Origin of the sequence: Bacteroides uniformis, from assembly GCF_025147485.1 — a bacterium.
Taxonomy (GTDB): Bacteria; Bacteroidota; Bacteroidia; order Bacteroidales; family Bacteroidaceae; genus Bacteroides; species Bacteroides uniformis.
The window spans coordinates 4,456,615-4,471,313 of record NZ_CP102263.1 but is presented as its reverse complement, the minus strand read 5'-3'; the positions used below and the strand labels follow the sequence as shown (position 1 = coordinate 4,471,313).

The window sequence follows — 14,699 nt, the reverse complement described above, 5'->3', positions numbered from 1 at the left end:
TGATTGGACCGTCAATTCGTTCGACAGATATCAAAACAATGTAGCAAAGTGCTGCCCAAAGCAGCATAATGCAAACTATTTGGAATTTTGATAACGGTCGTTTCATTTGGCTGCTTTCTTTTTGTCTACGATAGCATCGATAACTGCCACTGCGGTGATATTCACGATATCTCGCACGGAGCTTTCAAAATCGGTGAAGTGGATAGGCTTGTTCAGCCCCATTTGGATAGGACCAATCAGTTCGGAGTCCGTATCCATCGCCTGCAGCAGCTTGTAAGCAGAGTTTGCAGAACTCAAGTTCGGGAAAATCAGTGTGTTTACGTCTTTTCCTTTCAAGCGCGTAAACGGATACTTGGCATCACGCATTTCGCGGTTCATGGCGAAATTCACCTGCATTTCTCCGTCAATGGCAAGGTCAGGATAGTTTTGTTGCATATAATCCACTGCTTCGTGTACACTTACCGGACTTCCTTCCTTATCCGCACCGAAGTTGGAGTAACTCAACATGGCCATTACCGGTGTATGATTGAAGAAGCGGACGGTATATTCCGACAGCTTGGCAATGTCAATCAGCGTTTCGGCATTGGGATGACGGTTAATCAGCGTATCTGCCAGGAAGTATGTGCCTTTCTTGGAGTTCAGAATATGCATGGTGCCGAAATGCTTGTATTCCGGACGGATGCCGATGACTTCCTTGGCAACCTTGATGGTATTGCTGTATTTGGTGTAAAGACCTGTGATGAAAGCGTCTGCTTCACCCGTCTCCACCATCATCATACCGAAGTAGTTACGTTCGAACATTTTGTCGTTGGCTTCTTCGTAAGTGGCTCCTTCGCGGGCACGTTTTTCAGATAGGATGCGGGCATAGCGTTCACGGCGCGGCGCTTCATCCGGATGACGCAGATTTACTATCTCGATACCTTCAAGGCTAAGGTCGAGTTCTTTTGCCAGCTTCTCGATGGCTTCGTCGTTGCCCAATATAATAGGATGGCAGATACCTTCAGCCTTGGCTTCCACAGCAGCTTTCAGCATATTGGGGTGGATGCCTTCGGCAAATACCACACGTTGTGGGTTGCGGCGGGCGGTGTCGTAGAGTTGGCGGGTCAGTTTGCTTTCGTAACCCATCAGCTCGCGCAGTTGCAGGCGGTAGGCATCCCAGTCTTCGATGTCTTTGCGAGCTACACCGCTTTCCATGGCAGCTTTGGCCACAGCGCAGGACACTTCGGTGATGAGGCGCGGGTCAACCGGTTTCGGGATGAAGTATTCGGGACCGAAGGTGAAGTTGTTTACATGGTATGCTTCATTCACAACATCGGGCACGGGCTGCTTGGCAAGGTTGGCAATGGCGTGCACGGCAGCAATTTTCATGGCTTCGTTGATGGCTTTTGCCTGCGTGTCGAGGGCGCCGCGGAAGATGTAGGGGAAACCGATTACATTATTAATCTGGTTAGGATAGTCGGAACGACCGGTGGACATCAGTACGTCCGGACGTGCTGCCATGGCGTCTTCGTAAGAGATTTCCGGAGTAGGGTTGGCAAGGGCAAACACGATGGGATGGTCTGCCATGCTGCGAACCATGTCCTGGGTCAACACATTACCTTTTGACAGTCCAAGGAATACATCGGCACCTTTGATGGCTTCTGCCAGTGTATGTACGTCGCGACGGTCGGTGGCAAAGTAACGTTTCTGCTCGGTCAGATTCTCGCGGTCGCTGGTGATGACTCCCTTACTGTCCAGCATCAGGATATTCTCACGGCGTGCACCGAGCGCTTCATACAGTTTGGTACATGAGGTGGCGGAAGCCCCGGCACCGTTTACGACGATTTTCACTTCCTCTATCTTCTTGCCTGCCACTTCCAGGGCGTTCAGCAATCCTGCGCTGGAGATGATGGCGGTGCCGTGCTGGTCGTCGTGCATCACGGGGATGTCCAATTCCTCTTTCAGGCGGCGTTCTATTTCGAAACATTCGGGTGCTTTGATGTCTTCCAAGTTGATACCTCCGAATGTTGGGGCAATAGCCTTGACAGCTTCGATGAACTTGTCGGGGTCTTTTTCATTTACTTCGATGTCGAATACGTCGATACCTGCATAAATTTTGAACAACAGACCTTTACCCTCCATGACGGGTTTGCCGCTGAGGGCGCCAATATCGCCCAGGCCGAGCACGGCGGTTCCGTTGGAGATGACAGCTACCAGATTGCCTTTTGCTGTATATTTATATGCATCTTGCGGGTTTTTCTCAATTTCGAGGCACGGTTCTGCAACGCCCGGAGAGTAGGCGAGAGAAAGATCGGTTTGTGTACTGTAAGGCTTGGTGGGTACTACTTCAATCTTACCCGGTTTGCCTTGCGAATGGTAGAGCAAGGCTGCTTCTTTGGTTATTTTAGCCATGGTAGAATAGTTAAATTGGTTATAATTTGGCTGCAAATGTAGGTATAAAAGTTCTAAATTGTAGCTCGCTGTCAATAAAATCTATTACTTTTATCAGTTAATTAGCTTAAAATGCTTATTTTTGGCATCAGATTTTAGAAATTACCCCCATTTATTAACTTAACACATGAGTTGCATGAGAATTTTGAAACTTCCTCTGGCAGGATTATTATTTTGTGTAATGGCACTATTTGCTGGATGTAAAACGAGTAATGAACCTAAGGCACCGGTTGCTCTGACCTGGGAAATGGGTGCAAGTGACATCGAACCCGGATATTATGAGAATACCTTTATTCTCAAGAATATCTCTCAAAAACCTCTAAAAAAGAACTGGACGATTTACTATTCACAGCTTCCCCGAGGGGTGAAGCAGGAAGGAGCCTCTGAAGTGAAGGTAGAGGTAGTGAACGGTAATTTTTTCAAAATGTATCCGACAGACGAATTTGCTCCGCTGGCTCCCGGTGATTCCATGCGGATCACTTTCCTTTGTACTTACAAGCTGGACCGGAACTCCCATGTACCGGAAGGAACTTATTGGGTGGAGACTGTGGATGGTAAAGAGGGCAGTCCGTTGCCCGTGGCTTTGAAGGCGCTGCCGCTTCCTTCTCCCGAGTCAATGAGCGGCTATCCGGATGCGACTAAGATTTATGAATCCAATCTTCGCTTGGCTGGTGCTCCTGCTTTGGTGCAGTCAGACATTCTTCCGTCTGTAAAGAAAGTGGTAGCCATTGAAGGCGATAATGTCGTATTGGAAGGTAAGGTAGCTTTGGCATTTCCGGAGAACTTTGCCGGTGAAGCCAAGTTGCTGAAAGAGAAACTGACTGGTTTGTATGGTTTGGAAGTTGTCGGAAATGCTTCCGTGAAGATTGTGCTGGAAGAACTGCTTGATAGGAAGGAGGCCGTAAATGATGAATATTATACTATCAATATAGGTGACAACCTGATAAAAATCAGTGCTGCCACTCCTCATGGCATTTTTAATGGTACACAGACACTTTTGTCAATGTTGAAGGGCAAGCAGACACCTTATTTGCTGGAGGCAGTCTCCATTCGGGATTATCCGGACTTGGCATATCGTGGACAAATGATAGATATTGCCCGTAATTTCACCGCTCCGGAGAACTTGAAGAAACTGGTGGATATTTTTGCATCTTATAAATTGAATGTCCTGCATTTCCATTTTTGTGATGATGAAGCCTGGCGTTTGGAGATTCCCGGTTTGGAGGAACTGACTGCTGTGGGTAGCCGTCGCGGGCATACCACTGACGAAAGCCAGTGCCTCTACCCATGTTATGACGGTGGCTATGACCCTGATGCAAAGACTGTAGGCAATGGATATTATAGCCGCGAGGAATTTATTGATTTGCTGAAGTATGCTGCCGAAAGACATGTCCGCATTGTTCCGGAAATAGAATCTCCGGGGCATGCCCGCGCTGCCATTGTCTCCATGAAGGCACGCTATAACAAATATTTTGAAACTGATCCGGGGAAAGCTACAGAATATATATTGAGTGAACCGGAAGATACTTCACGTTATGTTTCTGTACAATATTATACGGACAATGTGATGAATGTCGCCTTGCCTTCTACCTACCGTTTTATGGAGAAGGTGATTCAGGAACTTAATGCGATGTATCAGGAAGCTGGTCTTTCACTGTACACAGTGCATTTGGGTGGTGACGAAGTGCCTCGCGGTGTGTGGATGGGCTCCCCGAAATGCCAGGAACTGATGAAGGAAAAAGGCATGACGAAAGCTCATGATTTGTCGGAGTATTTCATTACGCAAATGGCGGATGTGATGCAGAAGAACGGACTGAAATTCAGTGGTTGGCAGGAAGTTGCTTTGGGGCATACTGAAGAGGCTCATCAACAGTTGAGGGGCCAGGCTGCCGGTGTGTATTGCTGGAATACTGTACCGGGCTCTGATGAAGTGGTTTATCAGACAGCCAATAACGGTTACCCGGTCATCCTTTGCAACGTGGGCAATTTCTATATGGATATGGCTTACAATGGTCATCCGGACGAGCGTGGACTCGATTGGGGAGGTTATGTGGATGAGTCTGTCTCTTTCTCTATGCTTCCTTTCAGCATTTATCGTTCGCTGCGTGTGGATATGGCAGGCAATCCCATTGATTTGAATAATGCGGAAAAGGGGAAGACTGCTTTGACAGAGATAGGCAAGAAGCATATTATGGGTGTACAAGGGCAATTGTTTGCCGAAACTATCCGTAGTTTTGATGGCGTGGAATATCTTCTTTTCCCAAAAATATTAGGGCTGGCAGAACGTGGCTGGAATGCCCATCCGGCATGGGAAAATTTATCCGGTATACGGGAGGAGCAGGCTTTCAATCAGGCTTTGGCACTTTATTATGAGAAAATCAGCAAGAGTGAAATGCCTTATTGGGCAAAGCATGGGATTAACTTCCGCTTGCCTCAGCCGGGTTTATGGATAGAAGAGGGAAATCTGTTTGCTAATGTGGCCATTGATGGGGCTGAGATACGTTATACGACTGATGGGTCGGAACCTACTGCCCAGTCTGCTTTGTGGCAGGAGCCGGTGAAATGCGATGCTTCGGTATTGAAGGTAAAGACATTCTATCAAGGAAAGGAAAGTTTGCCGATAACGTGGCAGGTAAAATAATTGTTGTAATATTTAGGCGCGAATTACGTGGATGTAATGGACTAAATCCGTGAAATCCGCGTAATTCGCACCTAAAAAAATATCAAGAAAGTTTTAAAATTTCTATCCTTATCAAGCGTTCAGCGCTTGTTCTATATCCGCAATAATATCCTCTGCATTCTCTATACCTACCGAGAAGCGAATCAGGTCGGGGCGTACACCTGCCTCCATCAGTTGCTCGTCTGTCAACTGGCGGTGTGTATGGCTGGCTGGGTGCAGCACGCAAGTACGTGCATCGGCCACATGAGTCACGATGGCTGCCAGTTTCAGTGAATCCATAAACTTGATAGACTCTTCCCGTCCGCCCTTCAAGCCGAAGGTGACAACGCCGCAAGAGCCGTTCGGCATGTACTTCTGTGCCTGCTCGTAGTATTTGTCGCCCGGCAGACCACAATAATTCACCCAAGCCACTTTGTCGTTCTGGGCAAGATACTCGGCTACCGCTTGTGCATTCTTGCAATGTTGGGGCATACGCAGGTGCAGTGTTTCCAGACCCAGGTTCAGTAGGAATGCGTTTTGTGGAGACTGGATGCTGCCCAGGTCGCGCATCAGTTGGGCTGTAGCCTTGGTGATGTAAGCCATTTTGCCGAAGGCTTTCGTATAAGTCAGTCCGTGGTAAGACTCGTCCGGTGTGCACAGTCCGGGGAATTTGTCGGCGTGTGCATCCCAATCGAAGTTACCGCTGTCTACAATGGCTCCACCTACGCTGGTGGCATGTCCGTCCATGTATTTGGTGGTAGAGTGTACTACGATGTCGGCACCCCACTCAAACGGGCGGCAGTTGATAGGGGTAGGGAAGGTGTTGTCCACAATCAAGGGCACGCCGTGGCTGTGGGCAATGCGGGCAAACTTCTCTATATCGAGCACTTCGAGCGTAGGGTTGGAGATGGTTTCGCCGAATAGGGCCTTGGTATTGGGGCGGAAAGCAGCGGAAATTTCTTCCTCGCTGGCATCCGGGTTGACGAAAGTGACGTCGATGCCCAATTTCTTCAAAGTTACTCCGAAGAGGTTGAATGTTCCGCCATAGATGGTAGAGGAGCAAACAAAATGGTCTCCTGCCTGGCAGATATTGAAAATGGCATAGAAGTTGGCTGCTTGTCCGCTGGATGTCAGCATAGCGGCCACACCACCTTCGAGGGCGGCAATCTTGGCGGCTACAGCATCGTTCGTAGGGTTCTGCAGGCGGGTATAGAAATAGCCGCTGTCTTCAAGGTCGAACAAGCGTGCCATCTGTTCGCTGGTATCATATTTGAAAGTTGTACTTTGATAGATGGGGAGTACACGGGGCTCGCCCTTTTTAGGAGTCCATCCGGCTTGTACGCACAGCGTCTCCGGCTTGAATTGCTTTGCCATAATGTTATCTGTTTTAAAAGTTTCTTATCTATTATCGCGTAAGTTGTCGCAAAAGTAGGGAAAAAATTATAATTTTGTGCTTAAGTATGGTAAAATGCTATAAATTAGCGGCTGGAAATTTGTAGCGAACCGAATAAATGATGAATAATTGGAATATGAAACGCATATTTTGTTTACTGACCATCCTCTTTTGTACTTTGTTTGCTTTTAATGCTTCGGCTCAGGAAGAGCGGGATAGTCCGAGACGTGGAGAAGGAATCTCTGTTTTCCTGGAACGTAACAAGCGCCTGGGGAGAGCCTATTATAAGGAGTTTTTGGAGCTGAACAAGAAACTTCTTAAAGGGAAGGAGGAATTGCGGCTGGGAGTGAAGTATGTACTGCCCCCATTATCAAAGCCGGTTGGCAATGGGAAGAAGACAATCAATGAACCTTTGTTCGGGAAAGCGCTTGCCAGTGTAAAAGTGACATCCAACCGTTTGCAGGGCGCTTGTTTTTATGTAGTGAGCGGGCATGGAGGCCCCGACCCCGGAGCTATCGGCAGAATCGGCAAAATAGAACTGCATGAAGATGAGTATGCGTATGATGTGGCTTTGCGCCTTGCCCGTAACTTGATGCAAGAGGGGGCGGAAGTCCGTATCATTATCCAGGATGCTAAAGACGGAATCCGTGATGACAAGTACCTTTCCAACAGCAAACGTGAGACGTGCATGGGAGCTCCCATACCCTTGAACCAAGTGGCACGTCTCCGGCAACGTTGCGCCAAAATCAATGAGTTTTACAAGAAGGACCGCAAGAACTATAAATATTGCCGTGCCATTTTTCTTCATGTGGACAGTCGCAGTAAGAGCCATCAGACCGATGTGTTCTTTTACCACTCTAAAAGCAAGCCCGACAGCAAGCGTCTGGCTAAGACCATGAAGAAAACTTTCGAATCGAAATATGACAAGCACCAGCCCAACCGTGGGTTTACCGGAACTGTCAGCGCACGCAATCTTTATGTGTTAGCCAATACTTCTCCCGCTTCCGTATTCGTGGAATTGGGAAATATCCAGAACACTTTTGACCAGCGCCGTTTTGTAATCAGTTCGAACCGCCAGGCCTTGGCCAAGTGGATGATGGAGGGTTTCATCACGGATTATAAAAAGGCGAAATAAGGACAATCAACTCTCACTCTCCTTTTTCTTTTCGTGTACCACCACGACTGTAACGGCCGTTATTATCAGCGCCATGCCGATGGCGCTGGCCGGTGTGAAGCTTTCATTGAATATCAGGCAACCGATAACTACGGCTGTCAGAGGTTCCAAGGCCCCGAAAATGGAAGTCAGTGTAGGCCCTATGTATTTAATGGCTTTTACCAGGGTGATGTTGGATATAGCTGTTGCCGGCAGCGCCAGTCCGAGAATATTCAGCCATGTGTGGGTATCATTGGCCAGCCGGATGCCTCCGGTCAGATATCCTCCTATAATAAAGAACAAGGCTCCCAGCCCCATTACGTAGCATGTCAATGCAGTGGAGGGAATCTGCACGGCACGGCTCTTCCTTACTCCTACGATATATCCTCCATAAAAGAATACGGACAGACCGGCAGCAATCAGCCCGATGGTCGTGTTTCCTCCTTCAAAGTCTATTTTGCCGGATGACAAAAGTCCAGCTCCGCTTAGTGACACCAACACGGCAAACAGAATGGCGAATGACCTCTTTTCTCCGAAAAAGCCCATCATGGCCAGTGCCACGGCCAGCGGATACATGAAATGAATGGTGGATGCCACTCCGCTGGCTATGTTCTGATAGGCGATGACCAGACTGAAGGAGGTAGCTGCCCGGAGCAGGCTGAGGATGAACACCGTTCCCCAGTCTTTCCTGCTGATGCGGAATGTCTCGCCCAGCATAATGCCGAAAACGACCAAGGCAAGTGAAGCTATTCCCCATCGGTAGGCCAATACTTCGAAAGAGGAGAAGCCCGCAAGGAGTAATGAAATGGTGAAAAAAGGAGCCAGCCCGAAGGTGGCAGAGGAGAGAGCCGCATATATAAACCCTTTTATGGAAACATTTTGCATCTTTTATCTTGATTTTAATGGAGATTTTAAAATTATCTGTTTGCGTCAATTGCTTGATTCGCATTGCGTCGTGCAAAATTAATGAATAAAAACAAGCATACAGACAAGGGAGTGTCCCTTTTTTACAATACAGTATAGATATGGGTATCTAATATAGTATCGACCGGCTTGCCTAATATTTATTCGTTCCATCATGAGGTAAAAATCATTCCACCGCGGAGTAAAAATCGTTCCACCATGGTGGAACGATTTTTACTCCATGGAGGAACGAATACTTGTTCGCTGCCCGGTTCCTAAACTCTTCCGGGGAGAAATCCTGATGGCTCCGGCAGAACAGTTTGCCTACTCTACCGGAATATAAATCTCTGTCAACAGTTCCTCCGGCGCCGTATCTGCGGGGTTGTTCAAGTAACGTTCCGCACTGGACTCATCCCGTAAGCTACATTCCATTTCGGGGATATACTTCCCGTAGATGGTATCGTATACGGCCTGCAGATGTTCGTATGGACCTTTGTATAGGAATATGGCATAGCGGCCTGCCGCGAGCTGTTTAAATCCTATGTCTCCTTTGGCCGTTGCAGATGAGGGTAGGACTATACATACATCGGTACGCAGCTTTTCAGCGGGCGTCACTTTGGGGTCATCGTGATAGATACAGTAGGGCATCACTTCTCCCATAGGCAGTTTTTCTTCCTGGATGAACTGGCAAAGGCGCATCCATGCGCTGCAATAGTCGTTCAGTTTATAGTCGCCAAAGAGGCGGATGTAAATCACATTTCTGGCAGGAACTTCTTTGATTTCGTGTTTCAGTTCCAGTTCCGGACGAATAATGGCTGGTTTCATAATTACAAAGTTTTTATTGTTACGGTATTCTAATGGTGAAATGCCGTAGAACTGCTTGAATACTTTCGACAGTGACGAAGGCGAAGAGTAGCCTATACGGTAGGCTATGTCCGCTATCGGCATGTCCGAGTAACGAAGCAACCGGGCAGCGGCTTCGGTACGCGTCCGGACAATGAACGTACCGACGGGTTCACCCAGGAAAGCTTTCATGATGCGGTGGAAGTAGAAGGGAGAGAAATGGGAAATCCTGGCCAAAGATTTCAGGTCAATTTCTTCTCCGAGGTGCAGATTTATATAATCCACTACTGCGTTCACACACTTTTGGTATTCCTCCTGGGTTGTCTTTTTCTGCTGCATGGCTCTATTGGGCTTTTTCATGTTGCAAAAATAGGAGGAAAAGAAATAGGTTACTTGTCCGATGTTGCTATAAATGCAATATCTTTAAATAAGATAAGCTATATCCCGGCACAACTTTTTCGTGCAAGCATGAAAGTTTTGCATTCGATTTGCAATATCTTTGCATTTCAGATGAAAAAACAAATGCTTGCAGATGACCGAGGAGATTAAAAGACAACTTTGGGAGTGGGCGGCGGCCTATCATTGCGCCGGCTTCATTCAGAACGACCCCGTACAGTTTCCACATCGCTATGAACGGAAGCAGGATATTGAAATCAGTGGGCTGCTGACTGCCATCATGAGTTTCGGCAACCGTAAACAGATATTGAAAAAGGCTGAAGAGTTGCATAGGTTGATGGGGGTATCACCTCATCAATACGTGTTGTCCTGCCGATGGAAGAATGACTTCCCTGCTACGGACAGAAGCTGTTTTTACCGAATGCTTTCTTATGCTGACTTTCATTCCTATTTCAGGCGTTTGCATGCTGCCTATTCTGCTTTTGACAGTCTGGAGGATGCCTTATGTACGTATGCCGGTAATCCGATGGAAAGGTTATGTGCATTTTTGGAAGTCTCGGCAAAGAGCCCCCAAAAGAAACTGAACATGTTTTTGCGCTGGATGATAAGGAAAGGTCCGGAAGTGGATTTTGGTATTTGGGAGAGATTTGATTGCAGGGACCTGATTGTGCCTTTGGACACGCATGTCTGCCGTGTGGCCTATGCTTTGGGACTCACCGAGACAGAAACATTTTCTTTGAAGAATGCCCGCCGGATTACTGAAGCTCTGGCAGAGGCCTTTCCGGACGACCCGTGCCTGGGGGACTTTGCTTTGTTTGGAAGCGGAGTCAGCGGAGTATTGTAGCGTGTTACCAGTCAATTTCTTGTATCCCTCTGCTCCGTAAGAAATCGTTGGCTTTACTGAAGTGCCTGCAACCGAAGAATCCGTATTCGGCAGAACGTGGGGACGGATGGACGGTAGTCAGAATCAAGTGTCTGCTGCTATTGATTAAAGCGGCTTTTTCTTTGGCGTACGCTCCCCAAAGCATGAATACAAGATTCTCCCGTTCATCACTCAGTTTCTTGATAACAGCGTCTGTGAAGATTTCCCATCCCATGTTCCGGTGCGAGCCGGTTTCGTGGGCACGTACTGTGAGGACGGAATTCATAGGAAACACGCCTTGCGCTACCCAACGGTCCAGATTTCCGGAAGTCGGAATGGGCTTTCCCAGGTCCTGATGTATTTCCTTGAATATGTTTGCCAGAGAACCGGGAATGGCTACTCCTTTCGGTACGGAAAAGCAGACTCCATAATACTGACCGGGATTAGGATAAGGGTCTTGTCCGAGTATGACGACTTTCACTTTCTCGAACGGGCAAGAGTTGAAGACGTGGAAAATTTGATGGCCGGGAGGTAGCACGTTGGCATGTCCATACTCACTTTTTACAAATGCTACCAGCTTCTCAAAATAAGGTTTGTCAAACTCCTCTTGTAGGCGTTTTCTCCAGCTTTCTTCTATTTTTACGTTCATAAGAGTCTTGCAGTTACATATGAATAGGAAACGATGTTGCAAAAATACAAATAATCCGGATGAGGCAGATGCATTTACGAGTATAAAGAATGTTTTAATTATCGTATGAAACGATAGTTATTTTGAGTAAGTTTATTACTTTTGTGGTGCAATGCCGGACACTAAGCATAGAGTCGCCATTGCTGAGGTTGAACTGATTGGTAAAATAAAGGAATGGAAAATTTTCATCGTATGGATGCTTGTCCGGTACGGGATGTACTGAGCAGGTTGGGAGACAAATGGACAATGCTTGTGCTGGTCACACTGAAAGCGAATGGAACGATGCGTTTTTGCGATATACAGAAAACCATAGGGGATATTTCCCAGCGGATGCTGACGGTTACATTGCGCTCATTGGAGACGGACGGGCTGATTGTCAGGAAAGTCTATGCGGAAGTTCCTCCCCGTGTGGAGTATAACCTTACAGAAATCGGATGTAGCCTGATGCCGCATATTGAATCTTTGGTAGGATGGGCATTGGAGCATATGAATGATATTTTGAATCGGCGCAGTCTGCAGAACTGATGGGTCGATATGCAAAGAGGGTGTGTCGAAACTGGTATTCACCACAGATTACACAGATTTGCACAGATAAGCATCTTTGATTATCAGTAGATTAAGCTCATTCTGTGTTAATCCGTGTAATCTGTGGTGAATTTTGACACACCCCTTCAGAAGTTTCCAAGTGCTTGTTTTATTTCTTAGCATCGGCAAAATTGTGAACCTTGTTTTTCAGATTGTCAGCTTTCTCTGCGGCCTCATGGGCCTCATGGGCCATCTTGTCTGCTACTTTGGTGCCAACGTGCAATGCTTCTTCTTCAGCAGTGTTGATGAACTCCTTGGCTTCGCCATTTGCTTTGTGGATGGCACGGCATATGGCATCTTCCAGCTTTTTAGCTTTCTCCGTACGGGAGAAGTGGTAGGCCAATGCACCGGCAACCGAACCTATTCCCAGTCCGATCCAGAAATTAGAATCTTTACATTTCATAATCAAGTCAGTTTTTAATAGTTAAAGTTAGAATCAATTCTGATGAGACAACATACTTGCCAAAGATTGGTTCATCCGGCGGGAAAGGAATTAATAACAATTTACTTTTGTTGGTGGAGATATTTATTCTGCTTAAATTTGCGATGCACTTAAAATTTATACAAGTATGATTAGATTAAATGTTTTTATTCAGGTAAGTGCGGAGAACCGTGCCGCAGTATTGGAATCTGCCAAAGAACTGGTCGCATATTCCTTGAAGGACAATGGATGCATTGCTTATGATGTGTTTGAGAGCGCCACTCGCAGCGATGTTCTTATGATTTGTGAAACATGGAAAGATGCAGAGTCATTGTCTGCCCATGAAAAAGCAGACCATTTTGTGGCCCTGGTGCCCAAAATCCAGGGGCTGGCTGCCATGAAGTTGGAAAAATTCGAGTTCTGAATCAGTAATTTGAGGTAGTAAGGGGTTGTGTGATCATGCGTAAATAAGTATATTTGTGCATTCTTAATATACATATTTATGCTGATTACCCTTATTATCCTTGTTCTCTCCGCTGCCTTTTTTGTAGCAGGCAAAGTCCGTTCGGACATTGTGGCGCTTTGTGCGCTGATTGGTTTATTGATATTTCAGATTCTTACTCCTGAAGAGGCCCTTTCCGGCTTCTCCAACTCGGTGGTGATTATGATGGTGGGCTTGTTCGTTGTGGGCGGCGCCATTTTTCAGACCGGGCTGGCTAAAATGATAAGTTCGCGCATTTTAAAGCTGGCAGGCAAGAGCGAGCTGAAACTCTTCTTGCTGGTGATGCTGGTTACCTCTGCCATTGGTGCTTTTGTGAGCAATACGGGAACGGTGGCTTTGATGCTGCCTATCGTGGTGAGCTTGGCGCTGAGTGCCGGAATGAATCCCAGCCGTCTATTGATGCCTTTGGCTTTTGCCAGCAGTATGGGCGGTATGATGACACTTATCGGTACGCCTCCTAACTTGGTCATTCAGAATACATTGACGGGAGCGGGCTTTGAACCGCTGTCTTTCTTCTCCTTCTTGCCGGTGGGCATTGTGTGCGTGATAGTGGGAACTTTGGTTTTAATGCCTCTGACCAAATGGTTTCTCTCCAAGAAAGGCAAAAAGAATGACGGAACATTGTCGGGTAAATCATTGGACCAACTGGTACAGGAGTACGGACTTTCCAGCAACCTGTTCCGTTTGAGGGCTGTCAATGATTCCCGTCTGATAGGAAAAACCATCATAGACCTGGATGTACGCCGCAAGTATGGTCTGAATATCATTGAAGTACGGCGTGTAGACTCTTCCCAACATAGATTCCTGAAAACTATTACCCAGAAATTGGCATCACCCGATACGACTATTTGGGTGGGCGACGTGCTTTACATTACGGGAGAGGTGTCGAACGTAAATCGTTTTGCTGAAGACTTTTTAATGGAAATGCTCGACGGGCATACCACTGAAGAAGCCTCCAAAGCCGACAAGTCCCTTGACTTTTATGACATCGGAATTGCCGAAATCGTGTTGATGCCCTCTTCCAATATTGTGAACCGGACGGTGAAGGAAGCGGGGTTCCGTGATAAATTTAATGTAAATGTATTGGGCATCCGTCGTAAGAAGGAATATATATTACGTGAATTGGGACGTGAGCGTATGCATAGTGGCGATGTTTTGCTGGTGCAGGGTGCGTGGCAGGACATCGCACGGATAAGCAGGGAAGATTCCGATTGGGTGGTATTGGGGCAGCCTTTGGCAGAAGCCGCCAAAGTGACGCTGGATTATAAAGCGCCCATAGCTGCCGCTATCATGGTGCTGATGGTTGCCATGATGGTCTTCGACTTTATTCCCGTGGCCCCGGTGACAGCGGTGATGATTGCCGGCTTGCTGATGGTGCTGACGGGATGTTTCAGGAATGTGGAAGCCGCCTATAAAACGATAAACTGGGAAACGATTGTGCTCTTTGCAGCCATGCTCCCCATGTCTCTTGCACTCGAAAAAACCGGTGCCTCGGAATATATATCCAACAGTCTTGTGAGCGGATTGGGCAGTTATGGTCCTATTGTGTTGATGGCAGGTATCTATTTCACCACTTCATTGATGACCATGTTCATCAGCAATACGGTGACGGCAGTGCTGATGGCCCCTATTGCTCTTCAAAGTGCGGTTCAGATTGGAGTAAGTCCCGTTCCGTTCTTGTTTGCCGTGACGGTTGCGGCAAGCATGTGTTTCGCTTCTCCATTCTCTACACCGCCCAATGCACTGGTGATGCCGGCAGGACAATATACATTCATGGATTATATAAAAGTGGGGCTCCCGTTGCAGATTATTATGGGAGTGGTGATGGTATTTGTGTTGCCGTTGCTGTTTCCTTTTTAATAAA

The 14,699-nt window shown here is 47.1% G+C and carries 12 protein-coding genes; 6 read left to right on the top strand and 6 right to left on the bottom strand.

Annotated features, from left to right (window positions below):
* Positions 1-102: 102 nt before the first annotated feature.
* On the bottom strand, positions 103-2,391 hold the full coding sequence (locus tag NQ510_RS18180) for an NADP-dependent malic enzyme (protein ID WP_005826960.1): 2,289 nt from the start codon (positions 2,389-2,391) through the stop codon (positions 103-105).
* A 175-nt stretch (positions 2,392-2,566) separates the two neighbouring features.
* Here NQ510_RS18180 and NQ510_RS18175 point away from each other — a divergent pair, with 175 nt between their 5' ends.
* Positions 2,567-5,071 carry a family 20 glycosylhydrolase gene (locus NQ510_RS18175; protein ID WP_005826959.1) on the top strand — a complete coding sequence of 835 codons (2,505 nt, stop codon included), beginning with the start codon at positions 2,567-2,569 and terminating at the stop codon, positions 5,069-5,071.
* A gap of 111 nt (positions 5,072-5,182) precedes the next feature.
* Here the strand turns inward: NQ510_RS18175 and NQ510_RS18170 are convergent, their stop codons facing one another.
* Positions 5,183-6,463 (bottom strand): O-acetylhomoserine aminocarboxypropyltransferase/cysteine synthase family protein, encoded by a 1,281-nt coding sequence (locus NQ510_RS18170; protein WP_005826957.1) that lies wholly within the window; start codon positions 6,461-6,463, stop codon positions 5,183-5,185.
* Between the two features lie 137 nt (positions 6,464-6,600).
* Here NQ510_RS18170 and NQ510_RS18165 point away from each other — a divergent pair, with 137 nt between their 5' ends.
* On the top strand, positions 6,601-7,617 hold the full coding sequence (locus NQ510_RS18165; RefSeq protein WP_005826955.1) for an N-acetylmuramoyl-L-alanine amidase family protein: 1,017 nt from the start codon (positions 6,601-6,603) through the stop codon (positions 7,615-7,617).
* A gap of 6 nt (positions 7,618-7,623) precedes the next feature.
* Here the strand turns inward: NQ510_RS18165 and NQ510_RS18160 are convergent, their stop codons facing one another.
* A complete protein-coding gene (locus NQ510_RS18160; RefSeq protein ID WP_005826953.1) occupies positions 7,624-8,520 on the bottom strand; it encodes a DMT family transporter in 897 nt (298 codons plus the stop codon).
* A 342-nt stretch (positions 8,521-8,862) separates the two neighbouring features.
* Positions 8,863-9,720 carry an AraC family transcriptional regulator gene (locus tag NQ510_RS18155; RefSeq protein WP_008665173.1) on the bottom strand — a complete coding sequence of 286 codons (858 nt, stop codon included), beginning with the start codon at positions 9,718-9,720 and terminating at the stop codon, positions 8,863-8,865.
* A gap of 193 nt (positions 9,721-9,913) precedes the next feature.
* Between NQ510_RS18155 and NQ510_RS18150 the strand changes: the two genes are divergently transcribed.
* Positions 9,914-10,621, top strand: coding sequence for a TIGR02757 family protein (locus NQ510_RS18150; RefSeq protein ID WP_005826947.1), 708 nt, complete (start codon positions 9,914-9,916; stop codon positions 10,619-10,621).
* A 4-nt stretch (positions 10,622-10,625) separates the two neighbouring features.
* Here the strand turns inward: NQ510_RS18150 and ung are convergent, their stop codons facing one another.
* Positions 10,626-11,288 carry a uracil-DNA glycosylase gene (gene ung, locus NQ510_RS18145; protein WP_005826944.1) on the bottom strand — a complete coding sequence of 221 codons (663 nt, stop codon included), beginning with the start codon at positions 11,286-11,288 and terminating at the stop codon, positions 10,626-10,628.
* A 213-nt stretch (positions 11,289-11,501) separates the two neighbouring features.
* On the opposite strand from ung, the gene NQ510_RS18140 reads away from it, so the two are divergent.
* Positions 11,502-11,852, top strand: coding sequence for a winged helix-turn-helix transcriptional regulator (locus NQ510_RS18140; protein ID WP_005832992.1), 351 nt, complete (start codon positions 11,502-11,504; stop codon positions 11,850-11,852).
* Between the two features lie 169 nt (positions 11,853-12,021).
* Here NQ510_RS18140 and NQ510_RS18135 read toward each other — a convergent pair whose 3' ends face one another.
* Positions 12,022-12,315, bottom strand: coding sequence for a YtxH domain-containing protein (locus NQ510_RS18135; RefSeq protein ID WP_005826938.1), 294 nt, complete (start codon positions 12,313-12,315; stop codon positions 12,022-12,024).
* A gap of 166 nt (positions 12,316-12,481) precedes the next feature.
* Between NQ510_RS18135 and NQ510_RS18130 the strand changes: the two genes are divergently transcribed.
* Both NQ510_RS18130 and NQ510_RS18125 read left to right on the top strand, forming a co-directional pair.
* Positions 12,482-12,757, top strand: a complete 276-nt coding sequence (locus NQ510_RS18130; protein WP_005826936.1) for a putative quinol monooxygenase — start codon at positions 12,482-12,484, stop codon at positions 12,755-12,757.
* A gap of 78 nt (positions 12,758-12,835) precedes the next feature.
* Entirely contained in the window at positions 12,836-14,695 is a 1,860-nt protein-coding gene (locus NQ510_RS18125; protein WP_005826934.1) for an SLC13 family permease, read from the top strand.
* Positions 14,696-14,699 lie beyond the last annotated feature (4 nt).